This window comes from Falsiruegeria sp. JB4-1 (assembly GCF_055693495.1).
Genome location: NZ_JBVFTZ010000001.1, coordinates 3,087,887 through 3,104,696 on the forward strand (window position 1 = coordinate 3,087,887; position 16,810 = coordinate 3,104,696).

The 16,810-nt window shown below is 56.7% G+C and carries 13 protein-coding genes and 1 pseudogene; 9 read left to right on the forward strand and 5 right to left on the reverse strand.

What is annotated here, in order from left to right:
• Positions 1–110: 110 nt before the first annotated feature.
• A pseudogene (locus ACZ1HE_RS15805) lies at positions 111–443 on the forward strand (MarC family protein); the annotation flags it as partial.
• An 85-nt stretch (positions 444–528) separates the two neighbouring features.
• Positions 529–699, forward strand: a complete 171-nt coding sequence (locus ACZ1HE_RS15810) for a MarC family protein (RefSeq protein ID WP_472624501.1) — start codon at positions 529–531, stop codon at positions 697–699.
• Here ACZ1HE_RS15810 and ACZ1HE_RS15815 read toward each other — a convergent pair.
• Complete coding sequence (locus tag ACZ1HE_RS15815) at positions 638–1,645, reverse strand: glycine--tRNA ligase subunit alpha (RefSeq protein WP_472622296.1); 1,008 nt, start codon at positions 1,643–1,645, stop codon at positions 638–640. The two genes, ACZ1HE_RS15810 and ACZ1HE_RS15815, sit on opposite strands and share 62 nt — an antisense overlap.
• A 211-nt stretch (positions 1,646–1,856) precedes the next feature.
• Between ACZ1HE_RS15815 and ACZ1HE_RS15820 the strand changes: the two genes are divergently transcribed.
• Complete coding sequence (locus ACZ1HE_RS15820) at positions 1,857–3,608, forward strand: serine protease (protein WP_472622298.1); 1,752 nt, start codon at positions 1,857–1,859, stop codon at positions 3,606–3,608.
• 154 nt (positions 3,609–3,762) lie between these two features.
• Here ACZ1HE_RS15820 and ACZ1HE_RS15825 read toward each other — a convergent pair whose 3' ends face one another.
• From ACZ1HE_RS15825 to ACZ1HE_RS15840, 4 genes are all read right to left on the reverse strand, one after another.
• Entirely contained in the window at positions 3,763–5,337 is a 1,575-nt protein-coding gene (locus tag ACZ1HE_RS15825) for a 5-guanidino-2-oxopentanoate decarboxylase (RefSeq protein ID WP_472622300.1), read from the reverse strand.
• Positions 5,337–6,785, reverse strand: coding sequence for a TrkH family potassium uptake protein (locus tag ACZ1HE_RS15830; RefSeq protein WP_472622302.1), 1,449 nt, complete (start codon positions 6,783–6,785; stop codon positions 5,337–5,339). The genes ACZ1HE_RS15825 and ACZ1HE_RS15830 overlap by 1 nt, the downstream gene beginning before the upstream one ends.
• Before the next feature lie 1,017 nt (positions 6,786–7,802).
• Positions 7,803–8,906 (reverse strand): GTP cyclohydrolase FolE2, encoded by a 1,104-nt coding sequence (folE2, locus tag ACZ1HE_RS15835; protein ID WP_472622304.1) that lies wholly within the window; start codon positions 8,904–8,906, stop codon positions 7,803–7,805.
• Between the two features lie 201 nt (positions 8,907–9,107).
• Positions 9,108–9,965, reverse strand: coding sequence for a LysR family transcriptional regulator (locus tag ACZ1HE_RS15840; protein WP_472622306.1), 858 nt, complete (start codon positions 9,963–9,965; stop codon positions 9,108–9,110).
• Positions 9,966–10,068: 103 nt separating this feature from the next.
• Here ACZ1HE_RS15840 and ACZ1HE_RS15845 point away from each other — a divergent pair, with 103 nt between their 5' ends.
• The 6 genes from ACZ1HE_RS15845 (at position 10,069) to ggt (ending at position 16,487) form a co-directional block, all read left to right on the forward strand.
• The gene (locus ACZ1HE_RS15845) at positions 10,069–10,854 is read left to right on the forward strand and encodes a HalD/BesD family halogenase (protein ID WP_472622308.1); all 786 of its coding nucleotides are present in this window, start codon (positions 10,069–10,071) and stop codon (positions 10,852–10,854) included.
• Positions 10,851–12,095 carry a M24 family metallopeptidase gene (locus ACZ1HE_RS15850; protein WP_472622310.1) on the forward strand — a complete coding sequence of 415 codons (1,245 nt, stop codon included), beginning with the start codon at positions 10,851–10,853 and terminating at the stop codon, positions 12,093–12,095. Before ACZ1HE_RS15845 ends, ACZ1HE_RS15850 begins: the two co-directional genes overlap by 4 nt.
• Before the next feature lie 420 nt (positions 12,096–12,515).
• On the forward strand, positions 12,516–12,770 hold the full coding sequence (locus ACZ1HE_RS15855) for a hypothetical protein (RefSeq protein ID WP_472622312.1): 255 nt from the start codon (positions 12,516–12,518) through the stop codon (positions 12,768–12,770).
• Positions 12,771–12,958: 188 nt separating this feature from the next.
• Positions 12,959–14,596 (forward strand): L-lactate permease, encoded by a 1,638-nt coding sequence (locus ACZ1HE_RS15860; RefSeq protein WP_472622314.1) that lies wholly within the window; start codon positions 12,959–12,961, stop codon positions 14,594–14,596.
• A gap of 11 nt (positions 14,597–14,607) precedes the next feature.
• The gene (locus tag ACZ1HE_RS15865; protein WP_472622316.1) at positions 14,608–14,772 is read left to right on the forward strand and encodes a hypothetical protein; all 165 of its coding nucleotides are present in this window, start codon (positions 14,608–14,610) and stop codon (positions 14,770–14,772) included.
• A 53-nt stretch (positions 14,773–14,825) separates the two neighbouring features.
• On the forward strand, positions 14,826–16,487 hold the full coding sequence (ggt, locus tag ACZ1HE_RS15870; protein ID WP_472622318.1) for a gamma-glutamyltransferase: 1,662 nt from the start codon (positions 14,826–14,828) through the stop codon (positions 16,485–16,487).
• The last annotated feature ends 323 nt before the right edge of the window (positions 16,488–16,810 follow it).

Sequence of the window (16,810 nt, forward strand, 5' to 3'; positions counted from 1 at the left end):
TTCATACGTCTGTGGAATGCGACAGGGTATCCGCAAGCCGCATAAACAGGATACGCTCCCGCATGGATACCGGATTTGCCATCACATTCTTTGGCGCCCTTTTCGCAATCATGAACCCGATCAGCAACCTGCCGATCTTTTTGAGCGTTACCGCAGAAGCCTCGGTCGCGGATCAACGCAAGATCGCGATCAAGACCGCGCTTTATTGCTTGATCCTGGGTGGGTGTTTTGCCGTGGCTGGCAGTCAGGTGCTGCATCTGTTCGGCATCAGCGTCGATGACTTCCGCGTGGCTGGTGGCCTCGTGGTTTTGCTTTTGGCGCTCAACATGCTCAGCGGCAAGGAAAGCAGCGCGCACCATGGGACCGACGCGGAAAAGGCCGACTACCCGGCCCCCGAAACGGTGGCCTTCTACCCGTTGACCTTTCCCATTCTGGTTGGACCCGGCACCATCACTACACTGATCGTCTATTCGCATCAGGTGACGGATACAGCGCATGCCATCGCCTATGCTCGGCGTTTTTTCGGGCATGGTGGCGTTGTTGGCGCTGACCTTTTGGAACGCGCCAACCTTGGCCAAACACCTGTCTGGCACCGCCCGAGTGATCATGAGCCGCCTGATGGGCATGATCCTGGCCGCTATCGCCATCGGCATGATTGCCGAAGGATTGAAAGCAGTGTTGCCCGGTTTGGCTGGATAAATGCACAACGCGGCCCATCAGGCCGCGTAACCCCCGCCTCGGTCTGCACAAATGCATCGGCACATTGCTTGGCCAAGGCCCGAACCCGACCGATGTAGGCTTGGCGCTCAGTAACCGAAATCACGCCGCGCGCATCCAGCAGGTTGAAGATGTGGCTGGCCTTGATGCACTGATCATACGCCGGGTGCGCCATGATGATGCGCTTGCCGGTTTTTGGATCATCATGTTCCTGACTCAAGATGGCGGCGCATTCGGCCTCGGCCTCCTCAAAGTGACGCAACAACACTTCGGTGTTGGCCACGTCAAAGTTCCAACGGGCGTATTCCTCTTCGGTCTGTTTGAAGATGTCCCCGTACTTCAGCGGGCTGGGGGACTGCGGATCGTTGAACGGCATGTCCATCACATGGTCGATACCTAAAACGTACATCGCCAGGCGCTCCAGACCATAGGTCAGTTCGCCGGATACAGGCGTGCAGTCGTGGCCGCCCACCTGTTGGAAATAGGTGAATTGGCTGACTTCCATGCCATCACACCAGACTTCCCAACCCAGACCCCAAGCGCCCAACGTGGGGCTTTCCCAGTCGTCCTCGACAAAGCGGATGTCGTGCAGGTCCATGTCGATCCCGATCGCCTGAAGCGAACCCAGATAAAGTTCCTGCAGGTCCGGCGGGCTGGGTTTGATCAACACTTGATACTGATAGTAGTGCTGCAACCGGTTGGGGTTTTCACCATAGCGCCCATCGGTGGGACGGCGCGACGGCTGCACGTAAGCTGCCGCCCAGGCCTTGGAGCCAAGAGCACGCAGTGTCGTTGCAGGGTGGAACGTGCCAGCACCAACTTCCATGTCGTAGGGCTGCAAAATGGCGCACCCCTTTGAGGCCCAATATGTCTGGAGCCGCAGGATGATTTCTTGGAACGAACGCGGGGCGTTGGTCTGATCGGTCATGGCATTCCCTTCCTGCGCGCGTGCATGCGCTTGGGGTTTTACGTCGGCCCTTTCCTATGCCGCTCACCCCAAAGGGTCAACGGCGCATACGCAGGCCCTGTCGTGTTATCGACACACCTTGATCAACAACCCTTGTCGGGCATGGCATTTGATGAGGTTTCCTGATTATGGTGCCAATCAAATGCCTATTTCCAAGACAAGAGACCTCACGATGATAAGAGTCTTCGCCGCGACCATTTTCGCGATAATTTTTTCCCTGACGACAGCGAGTGCGCAGCAGAACAATAACGATGTTGTCTGGGTTCAGATCGAGGCCCACCCAAGCCTGCGAGTGGCGCAGCAACGTGCCCAGATCTATGCAGGAGCCTTGCCGGATGTGAACGGCTTCTCTCTGGGTGGAAATTGGTATGGAATCGTCTTGGGGCCTTATGCCCGCCAAGATGCCGAGCGTGTTCTGCGCGTCTATCGCAGCGAGCGTCAAATCCCGCGTGACAGTTTCATCGCGCTATCCAGTGCTCTTGGACAGCAATACTGGCCTGTCGGCGCAAATGTACTGAACAGAGGTGTCGTCGCGGCGCCAGCCTTGGAAGACGACCAGGAACAAACCACTCAGACGCAACCTGCCGTGCAGCCGCCCCCTGCGGACGAAACCCCCAGCGAGGCCCGCCGCAGCGAACGCCTGCTGTCGGCACAAGAACGCAAGGACTTGCAGATCGCCTTGCAAGCGGCTGGGTTCTACAACGCCGCAATCGATGGTGCCTATGGGCCAGGGACTCGGCGCTCGATGTCGGACTGGCAGCTAAGCAACGGTTTCGAGCAAACAGGTATCCTGACAACCGCTCAGCGGAAAACTCTGATGGACCAGTACAATGAACCGCTGATCAGCGCCGGGATGCGATCATATTATGACAACACCGCCGGGATCGAGATGGATCTGCCGCAGGATGTTGTGACGTTCTCTCGATATGAACCGCCCTTTGCTCATTTTGACAGTGCAACGGATCTTGGCGCCCGAGTTCTTCTGATCAGTCAGCCCGGTGATCAGGCAACACTCTTTGGGCTCTATGACATCATGCAGACGCTGGAAATCGTTCCCCTTGAAGGCCCACGAGAAAGGGGCAAGGACCGTTTCACGTTGGAGGGACGCGGCAACGGGATCGTGTCATACACCCAGGCTGCTTTGCAGAACGGAGAAATCAAGGGTTTCACACTTGTTTGGCCTGAGGGTGACGAAGCGCGACGCGCGCGGGTTCTGGCGGCAATGAAAGCCAGTTTCGAACGCACTTCAGGTGTTCTGGATCCTGCTGCTGGTGCAGACGCGGTACAGAACATTGACCTGGTGTCAGGTTTAGAGATCAGGCGCCCGCGTGTGTCCAGATCCGGTTTTTTTGTCGATGGCAAAGGGACGGTCGTTACGGTTGCGGAAGCCATTGAAACCTGCACACGGATTACACTGGACAATGAATATACAGCAGAACTCGTGAGTTCTGACGCTGGACTGGGCGTTGCGGTGCTAAGACCTGAACAAGCTCTGGCCCCGATGGAAGTAGCGCAATTGAGCGTTTCATCGCCGCGGCTTCAATCTCAAGTCACGGTCGCAGGCTACTCCTTCGAAGGCGTTTTGGGTGCCCCAACGCTAACTTTCGGAACGCTGTCAGACGTCAAGGGATTGCGCGGTGAAACCGAGCTTTCACGTCTGGCATTGTCAGCACAGTCCGGCGATGCCGACGGACCCGTGATTGATGAAACCGGAGCCGTCGTGGGTATGCTGCTACCCGCTTCCCAATCTGGGCAGCAGTTGCCACGCGGTGTGAGCTTTGCAGCCGACGCTCAGGCCCTGCGCGATGTTCTACAAGCCGCAGGGATGCGAGCATCAGATGCAGGCGCGGCTCAGGATGTGTCGCCAAACGAGTTGTCCAGACGCGCCAGTGGGATGACAGTTCTCGTCAGTTGCTGGAACTAGAGCACGAATAGGCGGCAGCACTCCCGCCAATCGTCTATGATCCTGGCGGATCATCTCCTCTTGTTGGGCGTGGCACCGGGGGCGGCTTTGCCGCCCCCGGTGCCACGCTTCCCCGCCGTCCGCAGGACGCAAGGCCGAAAGGCCGCGCAGGTGGCTAGAGAATGTCCGGTGTCAGATAAATGAGCGTAGGCCCTTCGGCACTGAATGCCGATTGAACTGCCGCCTGCATCTCGGTCAAATCCGTTGGGGCGACAGCAGCAGCCCCGAACGCCTCTGCCAATTTACAAAAGTCCGGGTTCTGCGCGATCACCGCGTTTGGCGCGATTTGCGCCCGTGTCATACTGTCTTCGATTTCCTTGAGCTTTCCGTTGTCCCAAAGGATGATCGGCAAAGAAAGGCCCAGTTCAACGGCGACCCCCAGTTCGGGCAGCGTATAGTGCAATCCGTAGTCACCGATAATCACGGCCGTAGGTTTGCTTTGGCGTGCAACCGCACCCCCAATGCCTGCAGGCAAGGCATACCCCAGAGTCCCAAACCCGTAAGGGTGATGCCAATGATAGGGTCGGTGCATATCCCACACTTCTTTGGCGACATAGGCGAATTGCGTCATGTCCGAGAAGATCATTGTGTCCGTCGGCATCGCCTCCCTCAAGGCGTCAACCACTGGCACGATACCCGGGCGTTCGGCGTCGGTTTCCGATCGCCAGCGCGCGCGCGTGTTAGCCACGTCTTGCTCGCTCCAGCCGGTTTTGGGCGTTGCCGCTTCGGTCGCCTCCCATAGAGCACGAGCAAAGCTATCACTATCTGTCTGAAGCTTCACTGCTGCCCGTTGGGAATCGGCCAGGACCGCCGGATCTATGTCTACCCTGATCAAGGTTGCGGTATGGCCCAACTCACTGCGCCACAGATCTACCTCGGCAAGTTCCGTCCCAACGGCAATCACCAAATCTGCTGATGCAATGATGTCCGCGCTCTCAGGACGTGCAAGACCTGCGCCAAAGTCCAATGAATATCCTGCGCCCACCATGCCGCGTCCGGCATAGGTTGTCAGGCTGGCAGCCCCGATCTGTGACAAAATCTGGCGCCAGAGGTTTGACTGCGCGCCTCCGCCCAGAATGAACAGAGGTTTTTGTGAAATGTTCAAAAAAGACAAGACCGCACCGATATCCGGTACCTTCGCTTGCAGCTGCAATGCGGGCTGGTTCGGGAATGGCGCCGGTTCTACCGCCGCCTCAAGTTGCGCGATTGGCACCTGAATATGCTTGGGTCGCGGTCGTTGCGTTTCAAACTCTTCAAAAGCACGCTCGATCAAACCATAGGCGGCCTGCGCATTATGAGCGGTGTGCGACCAATCACAAACTGTGGCAGCCGCCCCTTCCTGATCCTTCATTTGGTGTAACTGCCCTTTGCGCGAAGCCGTTTCGTCCAGGCAAGACGACAGAACCAACATGGAAACGGAATCGGAATACGCCTGCCCCATAGGAGTCATGATGTTGCAAAGGCCCGGTCCCGTGATGACATAGGCCACCCCCGGCTTGCCGCTCGCGCGCGCATATCCGTCAGCCATAAACCCAGCCCCCTGCTCGTGCCGAGCCAGAACATGGGTGATCCCCGCCTCCTCAATGCCACGATACATTTCCTGATTATGCACCCCGGGAATCCCAAAGATCACGTCGACGCCGCGGTCTCTGAGCATGTGGGAAATCTGCGCCCCCAAAGGTCGTTTCATCAAGCTCTCCAGAATTGAATGGTAAGAATGGCGTAGACCGCCAGTAGCTCCAGTCGACCGATCAGCATCGCGACGACCAGTATCCATTTTGATGTATCATTAAGACCGCCAAAGTTACCGGCAGGACCGATCTGATCTCCTAGCCCCGGACCAATGTTTGCCAGCGCTGCGGCTGCACCTGAGACCGACGTTGTCAGGTCAAGACCGGTCAATCCGAGCCCCCATGCCACAACTCCCATGGTCACGATGAAGAACACAAAGAAGCTCATGACAGAACTCAAGATATCCGGTCCCACGGGACGCCCCGCATACCGCGGTGTGAACACACCATGTGGCGAACGAATGCGCTGAAGTTGCGCCTTGATCGATGCAAACAGCAATTGATAGCGAAATATCTTTATCGAACAAGCGGTAGAGCCAGCGCAGCCGCCAATCAAGCCGACAAAGAAGAGCAACGTCACCGGAAAACCGCCCCATGTCATGTAGTCTTCGCTGGCATAACCGGTGCCAGTCATGAGCGACACTGTATTGAACAGGGTTTTGCGGACTGCAGGTTCGCCCGTGGCACCCGTCTGAGCCAGGTTCCACACCGTCAAAATCAAAACAAGTACAACCGCCGTACCCAGGAATGTTCTGATTTGCGTGTCTTCGAACAGGGGTCGAGTGTGGCCGGACGTCATCTGAACAAATCGAACAAATGGCAAAGCGGCCAACAACATGAACACCACTGCCACGTATTCCGCCCCGCCCGAGAAGGCTCCGAACGACGCGTCGTAGTTTGCGAAACCGCCGGTGGCAACGGTTGTCATCGCATGGATTGAGGCGTCAAAAGCACTCATTCCGACGGCCGCATAGCTTAGCGCGCACGTCATCGTAAGAGTGACATAAATGACTGAAATACGGGACGAAATTTCGGTAGCCCGTGGCAAAATCTTACCGAAGGTGTCGAACCCTTCAGACCGGAAGATCTGCATCCCACCAACCCGCAATTCGGGCAGAAAGACCATCGCGACAACAATGATACCAATCCCGCCCAGCCACTGCAGCAGGCCCCGCCACAACAGCAAGCCCCGAGGCAATTGATCCAGCCCGGAAATCACAGTCGAGCCGGTTGTTGTCAATCCGGACATGGATTCAAAGAACGCGTCGACAAAGCGCAATTCCGTTTCACCGAACATGAAAGGGATCGCCCCAAAGATCGGCAACGCAAGCCACACACCCGTGGTCAACAAGAAGGTCTGTTGAATGGTGAGCCCCTGACGTACACCGTTCGAGCAACTGAGGGCAATCATGCCGCCGATCAGAACTGTAATCAGGCTACTTTGCAGAAAAACATGCCATTCTCCCCGGCCTTCGACAAGGTCGGCGAACATCGGTAAAACCATCGTCAAACCAAGTATGGTGACGAGCAATCCGATCACATATCCTACGGGGCGCAAATCCAACATGAGGCGCAGGGTTGGCTTGCGCGCCCGTTACTGTCAAGCCGAAGGCAGCAGCTCAGGTGTCGGATTTTGCCTTTGCACTCGGCATACTGGGTGGAGTTGACGGTAAACGACGGGCTCGTTTCACTTCTACCTTCGCTGCCTGACTGTCGTTGGGCGTTGTTTGACCGGAAAGTTTCGTTGGCTTGTTACTGACAGCCTGTGATGTCGCGGACTGCGATGCGACAGCCTTCGACGTATTCTCTGTTTTGGAAACGTGAGTTCGCGGTGTTGTCTTTAGCGTCGCAGGTTTGCGCTTTGTTACCGCCGACTTGACAGGCGTCTTCGGAGCACGGGAGGGCGCCGCTTTCCGCCCAGGGCTAGTCCGACCAGGCGACTTGGCCTTTGGTTTTGTCCTCGACGCAGCCGGTTCAGGCGAAACTGGTGACAGCGTTGCCAACCGAGACATAGCCTGAAGCAGTTCAATCTGTTTTGTCAGAGTATAGCCTGCCATTCGAATAGCCGCCGTTTGGGCTTGGATCGGATAGAAGAAAGGGGTCATGTTCTAAGGTCCAATGTCATTGAGGAAAGATCAAAGAAAGCAGCCGCATCCGGTGCGGACCTGTCCGCCGAAGGGTTCAAAGGTGCCCTGTCCGAGTCTCGCATGACAATCCAGTTCATCCGGTCACTACAGCATGTGCCGCACGCAGGTGGCGCTTTCAGTCTCAATATAATAGCTCACCTCGCATTTGCAGCATACAATATGCCGCACATGCGAGATGACGGCACTTTTCTGCCTGTGCCCCAACGCTGCCAATAGATGTGCCTATTTCTATAGCGTTTCCTGAAAACACTCAGTGCCGTACCGGTTCAGTTCAGTGGCCGGAGGTCTTATGAGTTCGTGGTTCCCTAGCGACAAACGCCACCGCGCCGCGCGAAAGCGCGGCGCCCGGCCCAACGGGAGGAGATGTTTCGTAAGAAACATCAACGAAGGGCGGGAGAGCTCCCCGTTGACAAGAAACTTTAAACACCGGCTTTAGTTCAACCCACGTGGAAAAGTGTATTGAACAACTTTGGGTCCAAGCTGGCGGCCGCAAACGTTGGACCCTCGGTCAGAACCGAAACGGCGTCATGGCTATGCAAGCTTTCCTGGTGGCTCGCGATGATCCTAAAGTCACCGACATGATGATCCGCCAGCAGCTCGGCACAGAACGAGCGCGCCGCATCTTCGACAAAGATCGGATTGGCCGCGTTCAACTCGGCAAAGGCCTGCTCGTCTTCGCGCTTGACCATTACCTGCGTCTCAGTCGGCACCGCCCGACGGCAGAGCGCGATCAGATCCTCGAACCACAAACAATCGGCATCACAATCTACGACGACCGAAATCCGCGCCACCGAGCGTTGTGAATGCGGCGTCGCCAACTGCCCGCGGCTCATCCGGGCATGCTCGCTCAGCTCCAGCGAACAGGGGCACGTCGAGGAATAGACATAGTCCAGGTGCATGATTTTCTGACGCACGCCGTTCTGTTCAACCAGCTCCAGCGCGATGTCGTAGTATTGATACCCTGACAGGCCCGAACGCAGGCTTTCAATTTTGACCGGGAAGGAGAACCGCATCTGAATGCGGGCATCAAAACTTTCCAGGTCGCTTTTATAGTCATCCAGCGCCGCCTCGATCACCTCGAACGAAAAGGTTCGTTCGGCGTGCTTATAGAATGAGCGCATGATGCGGGACATGTTAATGCCCTTCTTCTCTGCCTCCAGGCTCACGGTCCCGGTGACCGAGGTTTCTAGCGTCAGATCTTCGCCTTCCTTACGGTGAAACCGGATCGGAAGTCGGAAGTTCGAAATTCCCACATGCTGGATCTGTTGCTTGGCACCACGGATCAAGCTCGACGGGCCGTTCTGCAGGTCAGGCAGCGAGGCCTTGTATGCGTCATCGACTTTGAAATCCTCAGGATACTCGCGCGACAGCGAAGGATAGTTCACCGGAACCCGCCCCGGAACCAAACGCGCTATGCTGGGATCGAGCTGCGATATCTCGTCCTCGGTCACAGTTTTCGCCCATGCTCGCAACACGTCCAACGCCGCAGCGGCGTCGTCGCGATCCGGGGTCTCGTTCAAGTCACGAGTATGAAAGTTCATCTGCGCGGTTCCTTTGCATGGTCCCACCCATCTAAGGGCGGTCACGGGCCATTTGAACATCTAGCCCATTTCGGCGTCATTTAGCAGTCCAAACAAAAAAGTAACGTGGAAATTTCGTCGTTTTTCATCAGAAAGCGTCAGTACAGGGACAAATAGGTGTTGTTTCGAGAATTTTAATGATCGTTCACTAATTTTTTTCATTTAACGCCCCGTCACCCCTGCCAAGGCCTTTTGAAAATCCAACAGCCTTCGCGACTTTGCTTTGTAGTGTGCATGGATCATTACGTACGGGCGCGGCATTTGGATCGTTCGCGGATCACATTTTCTGACACGCCCAGATCCGAGAGCCTCTGCCACGACGGTTTCTGGTAACAGGGCGACCCCGATCCCAGAGACACAAAGCGCCAGGGCATCTGGTACTGACGCCGCTGTCAGGGGAGCAACGTTCGATGGAGAGGTGTCATAATGCTCACTCCATTGACGCCACCCGGGCACCGACAGAATTCGGCTGCCCCAGTTCACATCAATGCGTCGAAAACTCTCCAACCTGCCCTCGCCTGCAACAACCGGCACCAACTGGTCCGCGAACAATTCATAGCTGGCATAGTCCGGCAGTTCGCCTCCGTAACTCATTCGCACATCAATGCCGTGACGTTCCAAATCCAGATCTTCCGCCTCGGACCGCAACTCAATGGGAACATCCGGTCGCAGCCGCGAAAATACGGCCAACCTTTGCGGTAGCCAAAGCTGCGCCAACGCAGGCGTTGCACTTATCACATAAGGACGCTGCTGATCACCTTGGGTTAGGGCATCAGTAAAGCGTGCGATCTCAGCCAGCGCCGAGGCCGCGTTCTGATAATAGTCGCGTCCCGCATCCGTGATCCGCAGCTGGTTGGCCTTGCGCACAAAAAGCTGCAGGTTCAGCCAGTCTTCCAGATTGCGTACCTGCAGGCTGACGGCTGCAGCGGTCACGCCCAGTTCGGCCCCCGCAGCAGAAAAACTGCCCGTACGAGCGGCACATTCAAAGGCGCGTAAAGCGTTTAGCGGTGGAAGGTTCATTTTGCCCTCAAGTTTTCCTTATGCTCACCAAGATTTTTCGTAGTGGTCAAGGCTTGCGTAAAAAAGGCAGGTTTCTGTTAACCCCCAGCCAAAGAGGTTTCCCATGCGCGACATTCTCGACCTTGACCGCTTTCCCCTCGACCGCCCCCACACACCCGAATGGCAAGCTCTCGTTAACCGCTGCAAGGCCGACCTCGATGCCGAAGGCATGTTCAACCTGGACGCGCTGATGCTGCCAGAGGTTGCGGCCCAAGCGGTTGAGGCGATGTCCGCCCCCTTTGCCACGGACGCGTTCCTGCACGAGCGGATGCACAACATCTATTTCAAACCGATCGGAGGGTTGCCTGATAACCACCCTGCCCTGCGGCAATTCCAAACCTCGAACCGGACGCTGTGCGCCGATCAGATCGCAGGCTCGCCTTTGCTGCGCCTTTACGAATGGCTCGAATTTGCGACTTTTCTAGCCGCCACGATGGAAATGCCCGAACTGCACGTGATGGAGGACCCGCTGGCCCGGGTAAATGTCATGTCGTATCAGGAAGGTCAGGCATTGAACTGGCATTTTGACCGGTCCGAGTTTACCACAACACTGCTGTTGCAAGCGCCTGAACAGGGCGGCGGGTTCGAATACCGCACCGATCTGCGCAGCGAGGATGATCCAAACTATGACGGCGTGGCCAGGTTATTGAATGGCGAGGACCCGGAATCAAAAGTCATCACGCTTAGCCCCGGAACGCTCAATGTCTTTAAGGGTAAGAACACCGCCCATCGGGTGACCCCCGTCTCTGGCAACAAGGAGCGCGTGATTTCGGTCTTTTCCTTCTACGAACGACCCGGCGTGCAATTCTCTGACGCAGAGCGCATCGGTTTTTATGGGCGCGCATCATGAACGCACCGTTCAAGGATGATCGCAAACTGGCCTATCTGAATTCAGAGGGCGCCGACAAGCCGCTCAAGAGCCCGGTATCGCTTGACGTGCTGGAGCGCGCCCGAGCATATCGCCTGTCGCGGTTTCGCGCACTGATGGATCAACATGATGTGGCCGGGCTGCTCCTCTACGATCCGGTCAACATCCGCTATGCGTTCGACAGTTCCAACATGGGCGTCTGGACCAGCCACAACCCGATCCGCTACGTGATGATCCTGAATGGCGGGCCCGGGATCATGTTCGAATTCAAAGGTTGCGAACATCTGAACGACGGCTTGCCCGGCATTGACCAACTGCGCAACTCAATCGGCTGGATGTTCATGAATGCCGGTGATCGCGCCGACGAGCGCCTGAATGCCTGGGCGGATGAGATCGCCGCCGAGCTACGCACCCACGGCGGCGGCAACATGCGGCTGGCCGTGGACCGGATGGAGCCCGAAGGCGTCGCCGCGCTCACCACGCGCGGCGTGCAGATCGTCGAGGGTGGCCAGATCACCGAAATCGCCCGCTCGATCAAATCCGCAGACGAGATCGAGCTGATGCGCTGGACGATCCGTGTGTGCGAGGCCGGCATGGCCCGCATCTATCAGCACTCAGACCCCGGCGTGACCGAGCGCGAGTTGTGGGCGCATCTGCATTTCGAAAATGCCCGCTCGGGCGGTGAATGGCTGGAAACAAAACTGCTCACCTGCGGACCGAACACAAACCCCTGGTACAAGGAATGCTCGGACAGGGAATGCCAGCTGGGCGAGTTGATCAGTTTCGACACCGACATGATCGGCCCGTATGGCTATTGCGCCGACCTGAGCCGGTCGTGGACCTGCGGCGATGCCGAGATGAATGACACGCAAAAGCGGCTGTATTCGGCCGCACGTTCCCAGATCGAGCACAATATGGCGCTGATGCAACCGGGGCTGAGTTTTGCCGAGTTCAACGCCAAAAGCTGGCAGATCCCGGACGCCTATCAACCCTACCGCTATTCGCTGGCCGCACATGGCGTGGGCATGGCCGACGAATGGCCCGTCGTCTTGCTGCATCCCGATTTCGAGGCCAGCCATGGCGGGCAATTCGAGGTGGGTCAGATCATCTGCGTCGAAAGCCTGATTGCCGAAGCGGGTTCAGAAAGCGTCAAGCTGGAGACACAGGTGCTGATCACTGACGATGGGCCGGAGCGGTTGGACAGTTTCCCGTGGGAAATGTGAGGCCGACAACAACGGATGACAGCAGAAGTTGCAGCATTGTTTGGAGGAACCGGAGTGCATTAGCGTCACTGGCTGGAAAGACCGATTTTCGCGGAAAGCGGGCTTTGCAAATTCGCTGAGAAAGCTGCCAGGCTTACGACGCAAGGAGCCCATGAAAGCCACCTTGCGACGCTCTCGTTTCGACATCAAAGCACTAGATCTTTCGACGGTATCAACCTGGGTATCGAGTTCAATACTCAGGTTAGAAAATTGGAAAGCACCTTTGCATCAGCTATGAAACACGTATGTTTGGTGTACTAGCGTCGTACCATAGCTCAGCCACAGTATGCTCTGGAGCGTACCTCGGCTAACAACCTCTCGGCACACACCACAAGCTTCTGTTCCCCGCAGCCCAAGCTTGAGCAACCACAGGAATTACACATGTACTTCAAATACCCAATCGGTCTTACTTCGGCGATTGTGATTATTCTGACATTCGTTCTTTTTTTGGTGGCCCTGTTCGTCAAGGGCTGGACGCAAGATCTACTCCTTGAGGCCGGTGTATTTCTGGTATCTGTCAAACTGATCATCATGGGGTACAAGAATACAGTCACGTCCAGAGAGATCGAAAAGAAGTTGGACAAAATTTTGAGCGAAGAACGCGTGCTCCGTCAGGAAATCGAAACGTTTCGCTAAGTTGATGGTGGAGCCGATGCTGATCTGATCTGATCTGAGCAGGCAAGTGCAAGCGATAAAGATGCGCATGACATACAGCTTTTCTATGGGATCGAATCGGGCTACGGGCCGCGATCTGATCCTTTTTGACAATATTCAACTCTGGGTTCATGATCTTCTAATTGCGAGCATACAAAGGAAAACAATCCATGGATTCCAGCTTACCTGTAGATTTATTTCATTGGTCCCTTGCGATCTTTCCCATGATCCTGCTGCTGGTTCTCCTGGTGTTCTATCGTTGGAAAGCCGCCGAAGCGGGCGCGCTTGGGGTGCTATGCACCCTGCTGACGGCCGCGTTGGCCTTTAAGACCCCGGTCAACGATATCGCTGTTGCCAGCGCCAAGGGGGCATGGGATTCCATCTATATCCTGTATGTCATTTGGCCTGCTATGATATTGTACTTACTTGGGAAAATGTCAGGCGCGTTTGACGCGCTTGGCAAAGAGATCGTCCATTTCAGCAAGAACGAGATGTTTCTGGTTCTGGGCTTTGGCTGGGTGTTTGCGTCCTTTTTCCAAGGCATTTCGGGCTTTGGTACACCTGTTGCTGTGGCCGCCCCTATCCTGGTCGCAATCGGTGTAAGACCCGTCTATGCGGTGGCAATGACTCTGATCGGACACGCCTGGGCGAACATGTTCGGAACCCTGGGCGTAAGTTGGATTGCAACCAGTCAGGTGGTGGACATTCAAGACCCGCTGACGACGGCTCTGCAAACCGCGTTTCTTCTTGGAGTTGTGAACGTCGCTGGTGGCTTGATGCTGGCCTGGCTCTATGGTCGGGGCGCTGCGATCCGGCACGGGTTGCCCATGATCGTGATCATTGCTGTCATTCACGGCGGTGGGCAGATGCTATTGAGTGGCGTTAATCCGGTCCTGAGCAACTTTGTTCCCGGCACTATCGCTCTGCTTGCACTTTACCCCCTTTCGAAATGGAAACGGTATCAGGATCCCATCCCTGCCGATATTGATGTGCGTCCGGCGATGGATGACAGCAGCGATATCTTCAGCGCGTCGACCCGCGACGAGGATCGTCCGGTCATGAGCCTGACCATGGCACTGTTTCCCTACGTCCTGCTGGCCGCGATCGCCATTCCGATGCTGACCATCACGCCGCTGACGAACATGATCTCCGCGTTCAGCTTTGGCCTGCCGTTCCCGCAGATCGAAACCGGGTACGGAGTTGTTCGGGCTGCTGAAGAGGCTTATTCGCCGGTGCGCCCATTCAACCACCCGGGGTTCTTCCTGCTGATCACCGCGTTGGTGACGTGGCTGGTGTTCCGGTCGAAAGGGTATTTCGCGACCTGGGCCAAGCGCGCCGAGGTACCAAGCTTTGGTCCCGCACTTGTTTCGGCGGCGGTTCCGACGTCGATGGCGGTTGTGAGCTATCTGATCATGAGCCGGGTGCTGGATCACAGCGGCCAGACTTCAGTCCTGGCCTTTGGTATCCAGACGTTTACCCCGCCGCTGGTTTTTGCCTTTTTTGCCAACGGCATCGGTATCTTCGGCGCGTTCATGACGTCAAGCAACACGGCTTCGAATGTGCTGTTCTCGCCGCTGCAAAGCACCATTGCTGGTCTTGAGAACCTGCCGCAATCTTCGGTTATTGCCGCGCAAAGCGCCGGTGGTGCCATCGGGAATGCAATCGCACCGGCCAATGCGGTTCTGGGGACGAGCACCACGGGTATTGTTGGCAAGGAAGGTGACATCCTGCGTCTGACATTGCCCTGGACCTTGGCCATCGCGGCCCTGACCGGCGCGCTGACGGTTGTTCTTGTTAGCATCGCTTGAGGAGTAAGCCTATGACCTGGTTACCCAACCTGCCTCTGTTTTTGTATCTGGTGTCCATTCCGCTGGTCAGCGCGGGCACCACTTCGGGTCCATCGGCCCTGACGTGGATTGGTCTGCTGTGCATTCTAGGTGCCAGTTTGATCACTCCGGTGCTGCGCTTCCGTCAGAGTTCCTGAAACCGGTCGTGATACATGGGCGGCACTGCCTGCCCATCCTGAAGGAGAATGAAATGAGCCATCCCAACGGACCCAGAACCGGCCGCCCTCCGACCTATGGCACGCGCGGCATGGTTGCCACGTCGCATGTCCTGGCCTCGGCTGCGGGTGAACGAATGCTGCGCCAGGGCGGCAGCGCGGTGGATGCTGTGATTGCCGCAAACGCCGTATTGTGCGTTGTCTACCCCCACATGGCAGGGCTGGGCGGCGACAGCTTCATGCTGATCCACGACCCGGCAAAGGGCGGCGTTCAGGCGTTGAACGCCAGCGGCCCCTCGGCCAAGCTGGCAACGCGCGACTACTACCGGGAACGCGGCCACACTGATGTCATCCCCTCGCGTGGTCCCCTGGCCGCCCTGACGGTTCCGGGGGCTGTGGACGGTTGGCGCGAAGCCCACGAACGCCACGGCAAACTGCCCTGGGCCGAGCTGTTCGAAGACGCTATCCACTATGCCCGCAACGGGTTCCCGGTCAGCCGGTCCCTGTCGGACTGGGCACATACGGATGTGCCGGTGCTGACCCAATACCCGCTGTCGGCTGAGACTTTTCTGACTGATGGTGAGGCGCCAAAAGACGGTGACCGCATGGTGCTGCCGCATCTGGCCGACAGCTTTGAGCGTCTGGCCCGTGATGGGGCGCGCAAGGGGTTCTACGAGGGGGAAACCGCTCAGGTGATGTGCGACGCGCTGGCGGCGGCGGATTCACCTTTGCGGGCCGAAGACCTGGCCAATTATCGCGCCGAATGGGTGTCGCCCATTTCGGTCGATTACCGCGGACACACGGTCTATGAATTCCCTCCGAACACTCAGGGATTTGCCGCGCTTCAGCTTTTGAACATCATCGAAGGCTATGACGTCAAATCCTGGGGCGACAACACCGCTGACTATTATCATTTCATGGCCGAGGCGACCAAACTGGCGCTGGCGGACCGGAATGAGTGGCTGAGCGATCCCAAGTATGTCGATATCCCGCTAGAAACGTTGCTGAGCAAGGACTACGCCGCCGAGCGCCGCAAGATGATCGACCCCAAGAAAGCCGCCGTCATGGGTGAGGTTCCTCCGGGGCTGAAACATGATGCGGCCGCACCTGTCGAGGGGGCCGCCGGTGATACCTGCTATTTCTGTGCGGTGGACAGCGACGGACTGGCAGTTTCGATCATTGAATCGATCTATCACGACTTTGGTAGCGGCTTTGTCGCAGGCGACACCGGTATCATCATGCAGAACCGTGGGTCGTTCTTTGCGCTGGATGATACCAGCGTCAACCGGCTGGAGCCGGGGAAAAAGACCTTCCACACACTGATCCCGGCCATGCTGTTTAAGGATGGCGCGCCATATCTGGTGTACGGATCCATGGGCGGAGAGGGCCAGCCTCAAACACATGCGGCCATCGTCAGCAGAATTGTAGATTTTGGTTATGATGTTCAACAGGCAATCGAATCGCCGCGTTGGTTGATGGGGCGCACATGGGGTACTTCAGTCAGCGATCTATCTATCGAAGCCCGCGTCGGGGCACAGGTTGCTCGCGAACTCCTTCACAGAGGTCAGCCCGTTAAAGTCCAATATGATTTCAACGACAATCTTGGCCATGCGCAAGCAATAAGAATAAACCGCGAAACCGGCTTCTTAGAAGGTGGTGCTGATCCCCGAGGAGATGGTGCTGCCATAGGTAGCTAAACTACAATGGAAACACCGTTGAAACGGCTTCCGCAATCTAGACATAAGTAGTTCATTTTGCATCATATTCCCGAGGGAAAGAACTAGGCTTTCGCAAAAGCGCTGTAATTGATCCCCAATTGCAGGGCTTGCCTTAACCATTCTCGAAATTGCCAGGCTACACGCCCCGAAATGTGACAACCAAGCCTACTACTTTGACCTCCTTATGGTTCGGCACAACCAAACTCATTGGGTGCACCTCAGCTTCTACAGATCGGTCATTGGCTGCATCACACAGAGCTTCCAGAACTGCAAAACTCTAGCATGAAATGTACTGCCGAGCG

Bases quoted from the DNA above. Each gene is read 5' to 3' on its own strand.
- ACZ1HE_RS15845 (WP_472622308.1), top strand. From the start codon at position 10,069: ATGCGCGACATTCTCGACCTTGACCGCTTTCCCCTCGACCGCCCCCAC.
- ACZ1HE_RS15840 (WP_472622306.1), bottom strand. From the start codon at position 9,965: ATGAACCTTCCACCGCTAAACGCTTTACGCGCCTTTGAATGTGCCGCT.
- ACZ1HE_RS15860 (WP_472622314.1), top strand. From the start codon at position 12,959: ATGGATTCCAGCTTACCTGTAGATTTATTTCATTGGTCCCTTGCGATC.
- ACZ1HE_RS15865 (WP_472622316.1), top strand. From the start codon at position 14,608: ATGACCTGGTTACCCAACCTGCCTCTGTTTTTGTATCTGGTGTCCATT.
- ACZ1HE_RS15825 (WP_472622300.1), bottom strand. From the start codon at position 5,337: ATGAAACGACCTTTGGGGGCGCAGATTTCCCACATGCTCAGAGACCGC.
- ACZ1HE_RS15855 (WP_472622312.1), top strand. From the start codon at position 12,516: ATGTACTTCAAATACCCAATCGGTCTTACTTCGGCGATTGTGATTATT.
- ggt (WP_472622318.1), top strand. From the start codon at position 14,826: ATGAGCCATCCCAACGGACCCAGAACCGGCCGCCCTCCGACCTATGGC.
- folE2 (WP_472622304.1), bottom strand. From the start codon at position 8,906: ATGAACTTTCATACTCGTGACTTGAACGAGACCCCGGATCGCGACGAC.
- ACZ1HE_RS15850 (WP_472622310.1), top strand. From the start codon at position 10,851: ATGAACGCACCGTTCAAGGATGATCGCAAACTGGCCTATCTGAATTCA.
- ACZ1HE_RS15810 (WP_472624501.1), top strand. From the start codon at position 529: ATGGTGGCGTTGTTGGCGCTGACCTTTTGGAACGCGCCAACCTTGGCC.
- ACZ1HE_RS15820 (WP_472622298.1), top strand. From the start codon at position 1,857: ATGATAAGAGTCTTCGCCGCGACCATTTTCGCGATAATTTTTTCCCTG.
- ACZ1HE_RS15830 (WP_472622302.1), bottom strand. From the start codon at position 6,785: ATGTTGGATTTGCGCCCCGTAGGATATGTGATCGGATTGCTCGTCACC.
- ACZ1HE_RS15815 (WP_472622296.1), bottom strand. From the start codon at position 1,645: ATGACCGATCAGACCAACGCCCCGCGTTCGTTCCAAGAAATCATCCTG.